Source organism: Nocardia sp. NBC_00403, from assembly GCF_036046055.1.
GTDB lineage: Bacteria > Actinomycetota > Actinomycetes > Mycobacteriales > Mycobacteriaceae > Nocardia.
Map to the genome: position 1 here is coordinate 6,053,972 of NZ_CP107939.1, position 18,244 is coordinate 6,072,215.

The 18,244-nt window shown below is 66.8% G+C and carries 7 protein-coding genes; 1 reads left to right on the forward strand and 6 read right to left on the reverse strand.

Going from position 1 to position 18,244, the window contains the following annotated elements:
* Window position 1 precedes the first annotated feature (1 nt).
* Complete coding sequence (locus OHQ90_RS26970; protein ID WP_328402086.1) at window positions 2-1,270, reverse strand: class I SAM-dependent methyltransferase; 1,269 nt, start codon at window positions 1,268-1,270, stop codon at window positions 2-4.
* A 54-nt stretch (window positions 1,271-1,324) separates the two neighbouring features.
* Window positions 1,325-2,347 carry a GDP-mannose 4,6-dehydratase gene (gene gmd, locus OHQ90_RS26975; RefSeq protein WP_328402088.1) on the reverse strand — a complete coding sequence of 341 codons (1,023 nt, stop codon included), beginning with the start codon at window positions 2,345-2,347 and terminating at the stop codon, window positions 1,325-1,327.
* 85 nt (window positions 2,348-2,432) lie between these two features.
* Here gmd and OHQ90_RS26980 point away from each other — a divergent pair, with 85 nt between their 5' ends.
* Window positions 2,433-3,191 (forward strand): polyprenol monophosphomannose synthase, encoded by a 759-nt coding sequence (locus OHQ90_RS26980; RefSeq protein WP_328402090.1) that lies wholly within the window; start codon window positions 2,433-2,435, stop codon window positions 3,189-3,191.
* Here OHQ90_RS26980 and OHQ90_RS26985 read toward each other — a convergent pair.
* From OHQ90_RS26985 to OHQ90_RS27000, 4 genes are all read right to left on the reverse strand, one after another.
* Window positions 3,169-3,894, reverse strand: coding sequence for a hypothetical protein (locus tag OHQ90_RS26985; RefSeq protein ID WP_328402092.1), 726 nt, complete (start codon window positions 3,892-3,894; stop codon window positions 3,169-3,171). The genes OHQ90_RS26980 and OHQ90_RS26985 overlap by 23 nt on opposite strands.
* Complete coding sequence (locus OHQ90_RS26990) at window positions 3,894-4,307, reverse strand: cupin domain-containing protein (protein ID WP_328402094.1); 414 nt, start codon at window positions 4,305-4,307, stop codon at window positions 3,894-3,896. The genes OHQ90_RS26985 and OHQ90_RS26990 overlap by 1 nt, the downstream gene beginning before the upstream one ends.
* A gap of 15 nt (window positions 4,308-4,322) precedes the next feature.
* Entirely contained in the window at window positions 4,323-6,170 is a 1,848-nt protein-coding gene (locus tag OHQ90_RS26995; RefSeq protein ID WP_328402096.1) for a thioesterase domain-containing protein, read from the reverse strand.
* A 148-nt stretch (window positions 6,171-6,318) separates the two neighbouring features.
* Window positions 6,319-18,174, reverse strand: coding sequence for an SDR family NAD(P)-dependent oxidoreductase (locus tag OHQ90_RS27000; RefSeq protein ID WP_328402098.1), 11,856 nt, complete (start codon window positions 18,172-18,174; stop codon window positions 6,319-6,321).
* Between the last annotated feature and the right edge of the window lie 70 nt (window positions 18,175-18,244).

Below are 18,244 nucleotides of genomic sequence, written 5' to 3' on the forward strand. Positions count from 1 at the left end.
CTCATACCACCTCCAGCTCGGGCAGTGGGAATACGAGATGCCCACCGGTGGAACGGAACTCGTGCTCCCGCTCGACCATCATCGAGCGGAAGTGCCAGGGCAGCACGAAGTACTGGTCCGGCGCTTGCTCACGCGCCTGCGCCTCGGACACGATCGGGATGCCGGTGCCCGGCGTGTACTTGCCGAACTTGTCGTCGTTGACCTCCGCTATGCACGGCAGATCCGATGGCCCGATCCCGCAGTGTTGCAACAGCACATTGCCCTTGGTGGAGGCGCCGTAGCCGAGCGTGCGCAGGCCGGCCCGCTTGGACCGGTCGAAGAACGTCCTGACCTGCTCCCGATGCTGATCGACCCGCTTCGCGAAGTCGGCGTAGATCTCCGGTGTATGCAGGCCGAGACCGGCCTCCTCGGTGCGCATCCGCGCCAACTCGGCCGCATCAGCGGCGGTCGGGGCGCCCCGCTTGCCGAGCGTCAGCGCGAAACTGCCACCGTTGATGGTGTTGCGTTCCACCTCCAGCACCACGAAGCCACACCGCTGCGCCATCCACTCGATCTGGTCGAGGGTGTAGTACTCGAGGTGCTCGTGACAGATGGTGTCGTAGGACGTGGTGGCCAGCATGGCGGGCAGATAGCTCTGCTCCAGTACCCAGATGCCGTCATCGGTCAAGCTGTCGTGCACGTCGCGCATGAACTCCAGCGGGCTCGGCACGTCGTAGAACATGGCAATCGACGTGATCACCTTGGCGCGCCGGCCGTTCAGCAGCGAGGCAACCAACTCGCGGGAGAAGTATCCGGTCGCCAACCGCACATGCGGGGGGTAGAACTCCCGGAACTTCTCCCCCAGCGGATCGATGCCCACCACGGTGGCGGCGTCGGCCGGGTACCACTTCAGCAATGTCGCGTCATTGCTGCCGATGTCGATCACCACATCGTCGGGTCCGAGGTCGACCCTGGCCCGGATCCGCGCCACCCGACGACCCAGATGGTCGATCATCGAGCGATTCAGGCCGGAGCGGTATCCGTAACCAGCGGAATACATTTCGTCGAAGTTCGCAGTATGCCGCAGCTGCACCAGCCCGCACTCCTCGGCTCCGGTGCGCACACAGCGCACCAGCTCCAGTGGATAGCGCGGCACCTCGAGCGGGTCGGTAGCCGGGAACACCCCGGTCAACGCCATCGTGCCGAGATCGACGACCGTTTCCAGCCGGGTGTTCTCGCACACCCGGCAGCGTTCAATCTGGCATGATCGGGGCCCTACGTGGTTACGCATGCTGCCTCCTCCGGGCCTGACCTCTCATGCGGCGGTGCACCGCCAACGCCTCCGTCACGCGTTCTCCATATCGTGGGCAACCATCAACTCCACCAACTCCGTGAAACTCGTCTTCGGCTCCCACCCGAGCTTCTCCTTGGCCTTGCGCGGATCGCCGGTCAAATGGTGTACCTCGGCGGGCCGGAAGTAGGTGGGATCCACCTCGACGAGCACCCGCGAGGTGCGCCGGTCGATCCCCTTTTCCTCGAGTCCTGTTGCCTCCCAAACCAATTCGATACCAGTTGCCGAGAACGCTACCTCGCACAGCTCGCGAACGCTGTGCGTTTCTCCGGTCGCAATGACGTAGTCGTCCGGCTCCGGCTGCTGCAGCATCAACCACATCGCCTCGACGTACTCCTTGGCGTAACCCCAGTCCCGTCGCGCGTCGAGGTTGCCGATGAAAAGCCGATCCTGTTTCCCCTGCGCGATTCGCACCGCACCGCGAGTCACCTTCCTGGTGACGAAAACCTCTCCACGCCTGGGTGATTCGTGGTTGAACAAGGTCCCGTTGACCGTGTACATCCCGTAGGCCTCGCGATGGTTCACGGTGATCCAGTATGCGTAGAGCTTCGCCACGGCGTACGGCGAGCGCGGGTGGAACGGCGTGTCCTCACTGAGTGCGACATCGTGCAAGCCGCCGTACAACTCCGACGACGACGCTTGGTAAAACCTGGTCGCGATGCCGGTCTTGCGGATCGCGTCCAGGATCCGCAGCGTGCCGATCGCATTGGTCTCCGCGGTGAATTCCGGTATCTGGAACGAGATGTGCACATGCGACTGCGCGCCGAGGTTGTAGATCTCGCTCGGCCGCACCACTTCCAGTATCCGGTTGAGGCTGCTGGAGTCCATGAGATCGCCGTAATGGAGAAACAACCGGCGTTGCGAGTGCCTTTCGGAATAAAGGTGGTCGATACGATCGGTATTGAAATTCGACGCACGCCTGACTATTCCGTGGACCTCATATCCCTGTTGCAACAGGAATTCGGTCAGATATGACCCGTCCTGGCCGGTGATGCCGGTTATCAAAGCCTTCCTCATCAAACCTCCAACCAGAGACTAACGGTTGTAGAAATCATGGGCAATACCTATATTTCGGTCGCCGGACATACTAAAATTGGTCCGCATGAGCACGGCCTCCGAAAGAACTCTGATATTGATTCCGACGTACAACGAGCGTCGCAACGTCGGGCCGTTGCTCGGTCAAATACTCGACCAGGGCACCGATTTCGATGTGCTCTTCGTCGACGACAACTCGCCGGACGGCACCGGCGAGTTGCTGGAGGATCTGGCGATGGAGCACGCTCCGCGGATTCACGTGCTGCACAGGCCGGGTCGCAAAGGCGTCGGCTCTGCGCACCAGGACGGTATCCGATGGGCCTATTCCGAGGGATACGACAACATCATCACGATGGATTCGGATTTCGCACATCCGCCGTCGTATCTGCCGGCGCTGCGAGCCGCCTCGGTCGGCTTCGATATCGTGGTCGGATCGCGGTACCTCAAAGAGGACAGCCTGGCCGACTGGACTCCCTTCCGTAAGATCCTCACCCGGGTCGGGCATTTCCTCACAACGACACTGTTGCGGATGCCCTACGACGCCACCGGCGCTTTCCGATTCTACCGGCTCGACGCCGTTCCGGTCGGCGCTTTCGACCGGGTGCGGTCCACCGGATACTCGTTCTTCTTCGAAAGCCTCTACATCATGAACGCCAACGGTTTCCGCATCCAGCAGATACCCATTCACGTGCTCAACCGCACGGCGGGCGCGTCGAAGATGCGCACCCGCGACGTGGCGACCAGCGTTCGATTTCTGCTCGTGTTGTGCGCGGAGAAGTACCTCCGGCCGAGTAGGCACCGCCTCAGTTCGCCGGCCCACCATTGATCCGCCTCCTCGAAAGCCAGTCGATCACCGTCGCCGCGTCCGGCCAATCGGACTCGGTGACGGTGGCCGGGAATTGGTCGTCGACGTAGTCCTTGGCGAACTCCGACCGCGACCCCACCGCATCCCGCACCTCGGCCAGCGTCACCGTGTTGCGCGCGCCCACCTCACGCAGACCGCTGCTGCCCGAGTGGCGGGCGATCCATTCGGCGCACCACTCCACCGGGGCGAAGCTCTGCCGGGATCGCCCGTTGGCGAACACCGGACGGTCGGCCGCCATGTCTGCCAGCACGCCTTTGCGGTAGTCACCGCCGTACATCGGGCCGAGCCGGACGATGAAAGTGTCTGTGCCGGTGCATAACTGCTCGGCGGCGGCGCGATTGCGACCGTACACGGTGTCGAGTTGGGTGCGGGACGAGATGCTGCTGATCTGGACGAACTTGTCCCACCTCCACGCATCCCGCAGCCACTCGGTCCTGGTCACCGTCTCGTCCCGGTCGGCGGCCGGATTATGCTCGGCCCAAAAGCGTTTCGACGGGCACGCCGCATTGACCAGCACGGCGTAGCCGCCCGCGGTGCGCAGCCGCTCGTGGTGCGCGCGGACCACGGGCACCACCTCGTAGTCGGGGTGCTTGCCGAAAGCCTCGACCAGCGCCGCGCCCACGTAACCCGTGGCGCCGACGACGGCCACCCGTAGCCGGGACATCACCCATTGCCTTCCAAGGTGTGTGGCAGTGGCGCCACCTGGACGATCGGCGGATCGCACTCGTCCCACGGCTTGGTCAGCATCGCGATGAACGTCAGCGGCGTGATCGAGTACACCGTGTGCATCACCCCGATCGGCGTGCGCGTGCAGATCCCCTTGGACACGTGGATGAATTCCTCCGGGCAGTCCGGATCCTCGTGGTCATCCTTGGTGACCAGCACGCCATTGCCCTCGACGAACAGCAGATACTCGACGAAATGCGGGTGATAATGCAGGCCGCGCACCTTGCCCGGATGCATATAGATCAGATTGAACTCCAGCAGCGGTTCCGGAGGCACCCAGGTGAATATGCCGCCGCGGCCGTCGCGGACCGTGTCGAGATTGCAGGACGGAGTGAGGACTTCGACCTTCATGGAGTGATCCCTTCATCAGGCGGGTACCGCGTTCGGATAGACGGTGCGCAGCTTGTCGGCGATGGAGTGGACCAGCGCGTCGCGCTGGTCCAGGAGGAAGAAGTGACCGCCCGGCAGCAGCTCGATGGAGCGAACCCCCGGCAGCACATCGCGCCAAGCCTCGAGTTGTGTGGCCGCCACCTGGCGATCGTCCCGTCCGCCGTAGAGGTGGACCGGGCAGGTCGGTGGCGGGTGCGGGACGAACCGATAGTCGTCGAAGATCTCGAAGTCGCTGCGCAATGCGGGCAGGAACAATGCCATCACCTCCGGGGTATCCAGGACCTCGGGTGGGATGCCGCCGTAATGCCCTACCGCGGAGAGGAATTGATCATCCGACAGGCTCGACAGACGTCCCGGTCGCGGCAGGTGCGGTGCCACCGACGCGGCGAGGAACAGCACCTCCGGAGTGACCCCCGCAGGGAGTCGACGCGCGACCTCGAAGGCGGTCAGCGCGCCGAGGCTGTGGCCGAAGAAGGCAAACGGCAACTCGGTGAGCGAAACCACCTGCGCCACTGCGGCATCCACTAATTCCCCGAATCCGCGCATCGGTGTTTGCCCGAGATGATGGTGCCTGGCCGGCAATTCGACGGCGCACAACTCCACCCAGTCGGGCAACCGGGTCCGCCACGGCGTGTAGGCCGCGGCCTTCCCACCCGCGAACGGCCAGCAGAACAGGCGCAACCGCGCAGGTGTGGTCTGCCGCCGTTGCAACACCAGCCGATCCGCGGTGTCGCCCGCACCGAATGTGATTGATACGACCGGCTGTTCGGGTGATGGTGTGGGCCGTCCACTCGGCGTGGGCGGCGGGGCCTGCGTCGCCGGCATGCTCGCCGCTGGTGGCACCGGCCGCGCACTCGGCATTCGCGCTGGGGTCGGCTCCGTGCGCACAGCCGCCTGCGGTGGCCCGGAATGGAACATCGCGAGATCCCCAACGGTCACCAGTCGCGACACCTCCACCCCGACTGCCGCGAAGAACTTCGACAGGGGCGCCGAAGGGCCGATTTCGACGATCGCCGTTCCGGTGCGACCGAGTGCTCGCATATTGTCCTGCCAGCGCACCGGCGCGCTGATCTGGCGGACGAGATGATCGGCGAGTGTCTCGGGCCGGTGGAACTCGCCGGTGAAGTTCGAGGTCACCGTGGTCGCACGGTCCGCACGCAGCCGCGGCGCGCAGTCGGCGACGTACCCGGCGAATTCCGATTCGATCGACCGCATCAACCGGGAGTGGAAGGGCGCACTCACCCGCAGTGGAACGAACCGCAGCTCCGGAAGACGCTCGGCGAGCAGCACTCTGGCGGCCGCGACGGCCTCGGTGGCGCCGCTGATGACGAGCTGCTCCGGCGAGTTGTCGTTGGCGACCTCGGCGCCGACGCCGGCGACGAGTTCGGCCACTCCGTGCGCGGCGATGTCCGGCAAGATGAGCGCCGCCATCGCGCCACGGCCCTGCGCCACCGCCCGCTGCATGAGCGCACCGCGGGCTCGGACCAGTCGGACCCCATCGGCGAACTCGAGGACGTCGGCCGCGACCAACGCGCTGTACTCGCCGAGACTGTGTCCGCCGAATGCGACCGACCGCACACCGCATTCGGCCGTCAGCACCCGATGTGCCGCGATCTCCATGGTGAGCACGCAGGGCTGGGTGTACTCGGTGCGATGCAGCCGCTGATCCCGTTCGACGCAGATCCGCAGCAGATCCTCCCCTACGGCCTCGGCCGCCTCGTCGAAAACCGCACGTGCGACCGGGAATTCGGCGCAAAAGTCCGCGCCCATTCCGACCCGCTGCGCGCCTTGACCAGGAAAGACCAGGGTGCACTCGGCATTCATCGCCCTACCTCCGCGGACCCCATCGGCAAGACGAACGCCGAATATGTGGGTCTCATCAGCCCCGTCCCTCCATCCGCGACTCCCCCTCGTCGGGGACCGACCTGTGGACTGCTCGAGACAGGTGGACTCGGGACGGCGTAATGCCCACTCATCGCGCCGCCTCGACAGTCGATTCGGCCGTCTTCGGCGCCGGGATGTAGCCGACCTCCGCGCAGTGGGCCAGATAGACCTGGACCAGCCGCTCGGTCGGCGGACAGTCGATGCCCGCCGCGCCGAGCACCCGCCGGGTGTACGCGCCATCGGCGTAGGAGCTCTCCTCGTAGTGGATGAAGCCGAAGAGCTCGATGCCATACTTGAACATCTCCAGGGTTTGGCTGTCGTAGACCTCGTCGGTGCCGCGGCGATAGATCTGCCGTTCGCTGGCCCGGCGATGGAATTCCTCGAGCGGCACGAGATCTACGTCGTACCCGGCCCGTTGGACGTAGCGCACGACGTCGTAGTAGCGCCGGATGTCCGGGTTGGTCAGGTGGTAGGTCTCGCGATAGGTCGGTCTGCGCAACCCGATGTGCACGATGGCCGCGCTGACATAGTCGACCGGGGTGATGTCCCAGTGCACCGGCGTCAGCATCGTCTCGCCGGTCTCGATCATCGTCTTGAGGATGTCGTAGTAGGCACCCTTGACGCTCACCTCGGAGAACGGGTATCGCCCGGTGACGCTGTCGCCCATGATGTTTCCCGGACGCACGATGTCCCACAGCAGGCCACTCTCGCCGGCCGCCCTGATGAGTTTCTCGGACTCGTATTTCGTCTGCTGGTACGGCAGATGGTCGTAGCCCTGGCCCAATTCGAGGTCGCGCTCGCTGAACGGCGGGTTGTTGAAGTTGAGCCGGTCACCCAACGCACTGAAGCTCGAGATGTACACGAGGTACTTACCACGCGACTGCAGCGCGAAATCGACGGCGTGCCTTGTGCCTTCGACGTTGATCGGTGCGAGCGCGTCGTAGAAGGTGACAAGCGTGGTGCGGCCCGCGGCATGGATAGTCAGGTCGACCTCTTGCGCGATGCGGCGCCAGGTCACCTCGTCCAGGCCGAATCGGTCGTTCGATACATCACCGAGCACTGGCGTGACCCTGGCCGCGAAGGCGTCGTCGAGGGCGCCGTCCGGGTCGTAGGTGGCAAGGAAGTGCTTGATCCGTTTCTCGGCCGCGGCCAACGAGGTGCCACGCACCAGGCAGGTCACCCGAACGTCGGTGTGCACCAGCAGATCGTGCAGCACCTTGCCGCCGAGCACACCGGTGACGCCGGTGATGAAGACCGACTCCACTGCGATCGGTGCGTCCACAGTGACGACGGTGATGTCGTCCTGCGCAGCGGCCGCGCGTGCGGTAGCCGTGCTCTGCGGAGCGCCGATCGGCGGGGTCGAGGAAGCGATGATCCCTTCGGCAACAAGGTAGTCGGCCAGTGACCTGATCGTCGGATACAGCTCGATCGACTCCGCAGGAATCTTGACCTCGTGCAGCTTCATGAGTCGGTTGAGCATCCGCACCGTGGCCACGGAGTCGAAGCCGAAGTCGACGAAATCCGCGTCCAGCTCGAGTTCTGCCGGATCCGTTTTGGTGAGATCGGCGAAGATATCGCGGATCTGCTCCTGCAGTAGGGCGCGCAGCTCTTCGTCGGGTTCCGCAGGCGCTGCGGGTTCCGGGTCGGCCGCAATCGGGAAGGCAGCCACCGCAACGCCGTTGCCATCCTCGGTATCGGTGTTCGCCTCGCCCGACTCCGGGATACTCTGCGCGGCAGCACTATTGGGTCGGTGGCGGTTACGCGGGCCGGAGTCGGCCAGCTCGGGGCTCTGCGCAACAACCGTCTTCGCCACCAGTTGCGGCGTCCCGGTGGGCTCGGTGCGGCGACGGTAGTCCTCGGGCACGATCCAATGCCTGCGCCGCGCGAAAGGGTAGGTGGGCAAGCTGACGATGCGGCCGAAGGGGCGCTCGTAGACCCGTTCCCACTCCACTGTCCACCCGGCGGTCCACAATTCGGCCGCTCGCGGCAGGTTGCCGGAACGCAGCAGGCCGCGCAGCTCGGTGCGGTCCGCCTCGGATTCACCGGGCAACTCGTCGAGCTCACGATGGGTGCGGGCCACGCCTCGGAACACCAGCAGCCCCGCCGCGGGCACCCGCGCGGCGGGATCGGCCGCACTCTCCAGCAGCGCGACCAGTTCCGCCGTCGAGGTGGCCACCACGGCGAGCCGATGCTCGAACGGCGCACGGCCGACGGCCAGTGTCCAGGCCACATCAGCGAGTGGCAGCGGGTTCGCCCGCAGCCGACGAGTCAATCGGCTGACTGCATCGGTCAGGCGATCGGCATCGCGCGCCGACAGCACCACAAGCCGTGGCCGGTCATCCGGCTCGAATGGTGGGAGCTGGTCAGCGTCGGTGAGAATCACATGGGCATTGGCCCCGCCCGCACCGAACGAGCTGACCGAGGTGATCCGCGGTGTGCCGTCATCCGGCCGCGGCCATGCGGTAGGTGTGTCGATGATACGGAACGGGGTCGCGGCGAAATCGATCGCCGGGTTGGACGGGTCGCTGTGCAGGTTCGGCGCCATCGTGTGGTGGCGCAGTTGCAGCAGCGCCTTCACCACGCCCGCGGCGCCCGCGGCCGCCTCCAGGTGCCCGACACTCGATTTGGCCGAGCCGATGCCGCAGTACCCCTGCGCGGTCGTAGACCGGCGGTAGGCCCTCGTCAGCGCCGCGATCTCGATCGGATCGCCGAGCGCGGTACCGGTGCCGTGCGCCTCGACGTAGCCGATGTCGCGGGCATCCACCCCGGCCGTGGTCAGTGCGCGGCCGATGAGATCGGCCTGGGCCGTCGGATTCGGCACCGTGAACCCATTGGTGCGGCCGCCGTGGTTGACGGCGCTGCCGCGGATCACGCCGTAGACCCGGTCCCCATCGGCGCGGGCATGTCGTAAAGGCTTGAGCACCAGGGTGACCACGCCCTCGCCCGGCACGTAGCCGTCGCCGCCTGCGCCGAACGAGCGGCAGCGGCCATCTGTGGAGGCCCACCGTCCGTAGCCGAGCAACAGGTACTTCCCCGGGTGAATCGACACATTCACACCGCCTGCGAGGGCATACGCGGATTCACCGCGGCGCAGACTCTCGCACGCGAGGTGCAGGGCGGTCAGCGAGGCGGAGCACGCCGTGTCCACCGCCATGCTCGGGCCGCTGAAACCGAGGTGATACGAGACTCGGTTGGGGATGGCGAAATAGCCAGAGATCGGCACACCGACGAAGGCTTGGTACTCGGCGTACCCGACACCGGCGAAGACGCCGGCGTCGACCAGTCCGCGTGCCCGCGCTCCGGCCCGCACCCGATCCGGCGAGTAACCGGCGTCTTCCAATGCAGCCCAGGATGTTTCGAGGAACAGCCGCTGCTGCGGGTCCATCTCCTCGGCATCTTTGGGGGTGATACCGAAGAATCGTGCGTCGAACTTGTCGACATCATCGATGAAGCCGCCCCAGCGCGCATAGGTGGTGCCGGGCTCGTCGGGGTCTTCGGAGTGGAAAGCGCGATGATCCCACCGGTCCGGCGGCACCTCGATGATGCAGTCGCGGCCGGAAACCAGGTTGGCCCAGAATTCTTCGATGTCCTGCGCCATCGGGAATCTGCCCGCCATACCGATGACGGCGATTTCGTCGTCCACGTCGGGTGCGGGGCTGGTGGCCACTGCATCGACAGTGGCTGTGGCGGCGGAGGCCATGCCGGTCCCGTAGCCGGTCGGGCCGGATGACGGGGTAGCGGTGGCGGAGGCCGGTGCGTCGGGCGCTACCGGCCGCGCGGCCGCGATGTGCAGCGTCGCCAACCGTTCAGGGTGTTCCTCGGTGAGATAGCCCGCCAGCTCCCGGACGGTCTGGTACTCGAAGAACAGGGTGCTCGGCAGTGCACCGAAGTCCGACTCGAGCCGATCGTTCATCCTGCTGATGAGTACCGAATCGATCCCGTAGTCCTGCAACGGAATACGTGTGCGAATCCGGTCGGCATCCAGTCGGCAATACACGGCGAGAAGACCCTTGAGATACTCCTGCGCGCTCTGCTGGAGGGGAGCATCGTCGGTGGACGCCCCGGGCCGAGGCGCCGGTTCCGCAGTGGGTGCCGGTGTATCGACGTGCGTCGGTCGAATCGCCGGCTCCGCAACTGTTGGCGCCGCGGTGGTGATCTCGGATGCGGCGCCTGCGTCGGGCACCCAGCACCGTTCCCGCTCGAACTGGTATCCCGGTAGGTGCACCCGCTGTGCGAATTCCGATGACCAGCCTGCGAATTCGACTCGTTCTCCTGCGACCCATCGCCGCGCGGCCGCGTTCGGATCAGCGACCACCGTCGCGGATTGCTCCGCAATGATGGTGTCGGGGATCAGACCGGTGAAAACACGTATCGGAGTGTCGCCTTCGATATAGTCCGCCAGGCGGGCCGCGAGGCCGTCGACGGAATCCGCGACGATCGCCAGGCGGTACTCGAAGGCCGCTCGGCCGAAGGCGAGGGTACGCGCGATATCCGGGAGCGCGACCTCAGGGTGCGCGGCCAGATGCCTGCGCAGCGCCCGCGCCGCGCGACCGAGGCTGTCCGCAGAGCGTGCCGATAGCACCACCACTTGCGCTCCACCGCTGCCGGTGTCCCGATGGGGTGCCCGAACCGGCGGGTGGCCGTCTACGACGAGATGGGCGTTGGTGCCGCTGAATCCGAAGGAGCTGACGGCGGCTCGCCGCGGCCCGTCCGGCCACGCGCGCAGGTCGGTATTGACGAAGAACGGCGAATTCGCCAGATCCAGTAGCGGGTTCACCGAATCGACGTGCAACGAGGGTGGAATCTGCCCGGCACGCATCGCCAGCAGCACCTTGAACAGGCTCGCCATCCCCGCCGCGTGCGACGCGTGCCCGATGTTCGACTTCACCGAGCCGACCGGGATGGTGCCTACCGTGTCGGTGTAGTGGCGGAATGCCGAGGTGAGTGCCGCAATCTCGATCGGGTCGCCCAACCGTGTTCCGGTGCCGTGCGTTTCGATGTAGCCGATGCTCGCCGGGTCGATTCCGTTGGCCCGATAGACATCGAGTTCCAGCTCGGTCTGGGAGCGGGTACTCGGTGCGGTGATGCCGTTGGTGCGACCGTCGTGGTTCACTCCGATGCCACGAATCACCCCCTGGATCGGGTCGCCGTCGCGTTCGGCAGCGGCCAGGGGCTTCAATACCACCACCCCGACGCCTTCTGCGATAACGAACCCGTCGGCGGAAGCGTCGAAGCTCGCGCAGCGGCCGTGTGGCGACAGCATCCCCATCGATGCGGCCAACAGGTGGTACTCGGGCGTCACGAAGACCGCCACCCCACCCGCCAACGCAAGCTCGGATTCACCGGTGGCGAGGCTGCGGCAGGCCTGATGCACCGCGACCAACGCCGACGAGCATGCGGTGTCGAGCCCGAGACACGGTCCGGTGAGATCGAGGTGGTAGGCCACCCTGGCGGGCAGGATTGCCGGGCTGTTGCCGGTGAACATATGGTGCGAACCGAACTCGGCGCGGCTGCGCAGCAGGGTCGCGTAATCGGATCCAGGCGACCCGGCGAATACGCCACATCGGCTGCGCCGCAAAGACTTGGGATCGATCGCGGCGTCTTCCAGCGCCAGCCAGCTGTGTTCGAGGAACAACCGCTGCTGCGGGTCCATGTAGTCGGCCTCGGCGGGCACCAGATCGAAGAACATCGGATCGAAGCGGTCGACGTTGTCGAGGAAGCCGCCCCATTTCGAGTAGGTCTTGCCCGGCGTCACCGGTCCCGGCCGGAAATAGTCGGTGATCGGCCAGCGCGACGGCGGAACCTCGGTCACCGCATCCCGTCCGGCGGCAAGATTTCGCCAGAATTCTTCGAGGTTCGCGGCGCCGGGGAACCGCCCCGACATTCCGATGACAGCGATATCCATCGACTGCGGAGCCGTCCTTCTCGCAGGAATCGACGGTGCGATCGCGGGGCGGGCGGATGCCGGCGTACGGGGTGTTGTGGCGACCGGTGCGGCGGTGTCGGGCGCCGAGGCCGCGGCCGCTGACGACGCTTCGGTGGGTGCCGCGGCGGCGATTGCGCCGTCGTCGGCGATCCGTCGGGTCAGTTGCCGCACCGACGGGTGATCGAAGACCGCTGTCGGCCGCAGTGACAATCGGTAGCGGGCATTGACCCGGTCGATGATCTTGACCGCGAGAATCGAGTCGACGCCGTACTCGGACAGCGGTAGCTCCGGATGCACGTCGGCGCCCGACACCCCGAGCCCCTCTGCAACCATGCCGGTGATCTCGGCTTCGAGGCTCGAAATGTCCACCGAGTTCACAGGATCAGCCGACGCGGGCGGCGTCACGATGCCAACCGCATCCTGCTGCGGGAAGGCGGCCACGAGCGCGGGCACGGCGTCGCTCACCCCCGCCAGCAGGCGGAAGCTCGGCTCCGTGTCGGCGAACAACCCGGGACCCCAAGCCCGCACACCGGTGAAGCCTGCGTTCGTCAGCGCGACGCGCCACTGATCCTCCGAAAGCAACGGCGAGTGCGCGATCCGCAGTTCGGGATCCCGATACCCGTGCCAGCCTTCGAGCAATCCGAATGTCAGCGCGAGTACCTCCAGATCGGTGGTCGCCTCGGTGAACGCCAGCACCCCCGCGGGCGCGAGCAGACGGCGGACATGATGCAGGGCGGGTCCGATCGCCGGCACCGCGTGTAAGACGTTGGCGCACACCACGAGATCGGCACCCTCGACCGGAAACCCCTGCCGCTCCGGATCGACCTCGATATCGAGCACCCCGAAACGCATTCCGGCCTGGCCGGCGAAGGTACGCCGGCCGTGTGCGACAAAGCTCTGCGCCACGTCGGTGTAGTGGTACTCGAACGGCACTCCGGAAGCCACCAGCGCGGCTACCGCGGCGTGTGTCGAGCCGCCGGTGCCCGCGCCGACTTCCACCACCCGCAGCGGCAGTGCATCGCCTGTCCGTTCCTGCTTGTCGGCCCGCTGCCGCGCGACCGCCGCCACCAGATCTGCGAGCAGACCGTTGGCGAAGTCATAGGCCGCGTTCCCTCGGTAGATCGCGCCGACCAGCTCGAGTTCGCCGCGCGGGAACAGCACCTCGGTCGCCGCCAGCTCGCCGCGCAGCACCTGTGGGTAGGCGGTCAGGCAGGCGTCGAGCAGCGTCACATACGGTTCGGTCTCGGGGAATCGGGCCAGCAGATCCGTGCGCATCCAAGTCGTTCCCGGCGGTGGCCCGGTGACCACGATCCCGGCACCCGCGTCCCGCACCAATCCGTGCCGCAGCAGGATGTCGAGGCAACTGGTGAGCAGTCGCTCGAAGCGGGCCAGCACACCGAGGCGCCCACGCATCGATTCGACCGACCACTCCCCTGCCGCAAGTCCGAGGTCGGTCAACACGCCGAACAGGCGTATCGCCGCGTAACGCGCCAGCTCCGCTTGTCCGGGCTCGCCGATCCCGCCCTGGCGCGGGCTGGACTCGAATCGTGCCACGGCCGCGTCGAATCCGGACTTCGGTGGCGCGCTGATCCAGTAGTCCCGTTGATCGAAGGGGTATCCCGGCAACGGTATCCGTCGGGCTGGTTCGGTCCAGTCGACGGCGGTTCCCGCGACCCACTGCCGTGCCGTCTGCTCGGGGGAGGTCACCGGCCCGAGTTCTGCCGACCGCGCACCGGCGCCCAGTGTTCCGGTCACCACGGGGCTCGCCTGGTCGCAGAGGTACTGCTCGAGCGCGATTGCCACCGCATCGGGGCCGGTCGCGACGACCGCGAGCCGATGCGCGAGTGCGGGCCTGCCGACCTGCAGAGTGCGCACCGCATCGGCGAAATCGCCCGGATCCAGTGCGCGGAAATGCCGCGCCATCGTCTCGGCGTAGCGCCGGAGTCGGTCGGGCGACCGCGCCGAGAGGACGAAAACCTCCGGCTCGCCGGTCACCGCGGGCCGCGCCCGCTGGTCGATGAACTCCGCGAGCACCACATGGGCGTTCGCACCGCCCGCACCGAAGGCGCTGAGCCCCGCACGGCGCGGCCGCGCAGCGCCCTCGACGATGGCGCGCGGCCAGTCTTCGAGCTGCTGTGGCAGATGGAACGGCACCGTGTCGAACGCGATCGCCGGATTCACCTGTGCGGCATGCAAGGTCGGTGCGATACGGCCGTGCCGGAACTGCAGCAGCACCTTGGTGAGGCCCGCTATACCCGCGGCCGCCTCCAGATGCCCGATATTCGACTTCGCGGAGCCGAGTGCACGCTGAAGCCCCTCGCCGATGGGCGGCCCGAATGCCACTGCCAGGCCGGCGATTTCGATCGGATCACCGAGCGCGGTTCCAGTACCGTGCGCCTCGATGTAGTCGATCGACCCCGGTTCGACTCCGGCCGCGCGTAGCGCCTCGGTGATCACCTCGGCCTGCGCGCCGGGATGGGGCACGCTGTATCCGGCGGTCTGCCCTCCGTGATTCACGGCGCTGCCCAGCACCAGGCCGTGGATGGTGTCGCCGTCGGCGAGGGCGGTACGCAGCGGTTTGAGATAGATCGCACCAACCCCTTCGCCTGGCACATAACCGTCGGCCCCCGCACCGAACGGCCTGCATCTGCCGGTGTCCGACATCATGCCCAAACTGCTCAGCAGTAGAAACTTGTCCTGGTGCAGCAGCAAGTTCACGCCACCGACGATCGCCGCGTCGCACTCGCCCTCCAGCAGACTGCGCCGGGCAAGATGCAACGCGGTCAGCGATGCCGAACATGCCGTGTCCACGGTGAGGCTCGGCCCGCGCAGGCCGAGGGTGTACGACGTCCGGTTGGCGATGGACGACGGAATCGATGCCACCGCAACGGGATCGCCGGTGCGTGTGGCTTCCACTCCGAGTAGCCGGTAGTCGCTCCAGGTCGCGCCGACGAATACGCCGACCCGCCGATCCCGGACGGCCGGATCCTCGTGGTGGTAGCCGGCGTGTTCGAGCGCCGCATACGCCTGCTGGAGGAACAGTCGCTCCTGTGGATCCATCAGTGGGGCGTGCGCGGGCGGGATGCGGAAGAATTGCGGATCGAAACCGGCCACGCCCCGCAGGAACCCACCCGTCATCGGTGGGAAGCCTGCCGAGCGATCGGCGGCGGTGAGCCACCACCGTTGGGCCGGGACGGGTCCGACCGCGTCGTGCCCGTCGCGCAGGTTGTGCCAGAACTCGTCGAGGGTGTCGGCATCCGGATATCGACCGCTGATGCCGACAATGGCGATGGCGGTGTCGTTCTCGGCGCCGCTACGCTGCTGTGCGGGTTCGGGTTCGGCGGGGTGCACGGAGGGAATCTCGGTCGGTGTAGCCGCAGGGGAGGTCGGACCCGGGCGTAGTCGTGCACGCACGGCTTCCGCGTCGCCCCAGACACAGGCCACTTGGGCACGATCGGCCGACGCGGCCGACATCAGCAGATCCAGCCCGATGTCGGTGGGCAGCAAACCGATTCCCGCCCGCGCCAACGCCTCGATCTGCTCGGCGGGCGGGCGCATCCCGCCCTCGGCCCACAGCGGCCAATTGATGCTGATCACCCGCGGTGATCCCGCGGTGTTGTCGTGCAGTTCGGCGAAGGCATCGAGATACCGGTTCGCCGCCGCGTAATCCGCTTGTCCCGGATTGCCCAAGACCGCGGAGACCGACGAGAACAGCACCATCAGGCGCGCCTCCGGGACCGCCCGGATCAGCCACTGGGCACCGCAGAGTTTCGGGGCGAGAACCGATCTCGCCGCATCACCGGTCGTGCTGGTCAGCAGACCGTCGTGTAGCTCTCCGGCGCCGTGGTACAGCGCATCGACACGCCCGAAGGTGGCGCGTGCGATAGTCGCGACCCGTTCGACTTCGGCGGCGACAGCGATATCGGCCCGCACATGAACGGCTTCGCCGCCGAGGCCGGTGATCTCGGCGAGCAACCTTGCCCCCGACTCGTCGAGCGGACTGCGCGACACCAGTAGCAGCCGGGCCCGGTACTCGCGCGCGAGCTTTCGGGCGAGTTGCTGACCGATGCCGCCGAAGCCGCCGGTCACGATCGCCACCGGGTGCTGTTCGAGCAGCGGGGCGGCCGTTCTCGCTGCGGCAAGGGAGATTTCCTGTGGTGTGCGGACCTCGCGGCGGCCCTCGCGATAGCGGATCTCGGTCGCCGCGTCGTGGTCGTCGATGGCGAGTTCGGCAGTGATCGCGGCATCGAGATCGGCGGCGGTGTCACACAGCACGGCCCGGACGATCGGCCGCGGCAGCTCGAGCCGGACGGTGCGCGCGAAGCCACCGATCAGCGCGCTGCTGAGCTTTCCCGGTGTGGACGCTGTGGAAAGGACCAGGATCCGTCGCACGGGCGCGTCCGGAACATCCGCCACGGCCCGCACCAACTCGCGTAACGGGAGATACACCTGCTCCGCGATCCGGTGCGGGTCGACCTCGGTTCCCGTGTGGCGCTCACTCCACAGATACACCGCCGCGTCGAAGGTTCGACCGCGGGTGGACAGCTCGGTGAGCAGTAACCGCAGATGCCGCGGGTCGGCCGGATCGACAATGAATTCGGAGGAACCTGAGACAAATTCACCACCGGGCCGAACGTGGACGACCGTTGCCCGCCCCTGGTGCCGATACGGCTGATCCGCGGTGTCGAAGACGAGCAGGCTGTCGGGCTCCTGTCGCCGGTACGGCGTATCCGCCGGCTGCCAATCGAATCCGAAGGTGACCAAACTGTCTCGGCGCAGTGCGACCGGCGCTGCCGCCACCGGCGCCGTCGCGGCTGCACGGTACCGCGCGCCGACCGTGTCGGCCAGATACCCGGCGAGCGCATCGATGGTCTGGTACTCGAACAGCAGGGTCGGATACAGCGGTTCACCGACCCGGGCTTCCAACTCCGCGGTCAAACGCAGTAGTCGGCTCGAATCGAGGCCGAGCTCATAGAAACCCACATCGGTCGCGACCCCGGTGGAGTCGATGGCCGTCTCGGAGGCGACAAGCACCACCAGGTCCGCGGTGATCACCGCGCGCGGATCCCGCGTATCCGCCTGCTGGCTCGGCGCGAACCCGGTCTCGGCCGGTGCTGGTCCGCTCGGACCGGTCGAGGCCGGCGCCGCCGGGGGTGCCGCGTAGGACTCGGTCAGTAACCGATGGATATCTGTGCTGCCCCGAACGCGTTTGGAGGTCAGCCGATAGTCCGCGACCGGTCGGCCCGCCTCGTCGTATAGCCGCACCTCGGCTCGCAATAGATCCTGTGCGTGGCCGGGGCCGCGAACCGCGGCATGCACCAATACCCGCTCCGGCGTCGGGCGCCACGCCCGAACCTCGCTGAAGTGGATCGGAATGAACGCGCTGTCGTCATCGATGCCCAGTCGACGCGGATCGACGAACGGCACGATCGTCGACGCATCCAAGAACGTCGGATGCAGCAGGAACCCGGGCAGGTGTGCCGCCCCTTCGGCGCCCAGCGTCAGCTCCGCGGTCACCACATCCTCATGACGACCGAAAATGCCTGCGGCGCGCATAAAATCGCGATGCTCGATGCCGCGGCTACCGCTCTGTTGATACATCTCGTCCAGGCCACGGGCCGCGACCAGCGCCGCCCGAACTGCACGCAGGTCCATGGGTTCCGGATCCGCGACCGAATCCGACCGTGCGACAACGCATTCCGCAACCAACTCGATCGGCCCGGTCGGTTCGCCCGAGTCGAGCCGCTGCACATCGATCCGAACGCGACCGCTGCTCGCGTCCACTCGGAATGCGATGCGCACCGCGCCGCCGGAGTCCAAGGCGACCGGCCGGTGAAAGAACACCTCCCGGATCACCAGGTCCGCCGGCGCGTAGCCGGCTGCCATCGCGGCACGCAGAATCATGTCGAGATACACCACACCGGGCAGAATCCGCACCCCGTGCACCCGATGGTCCCGCACCACCGGATCGTCTGCGAGAACAGTGGTGGCGAAACTGTCCAGCTCGATCCCACTCATGCCCGCGCCTCGCTGACGCTCGGCTGCGACATGCGCGCAGCACACCGGCACACGACTCCCTCACTTCGCT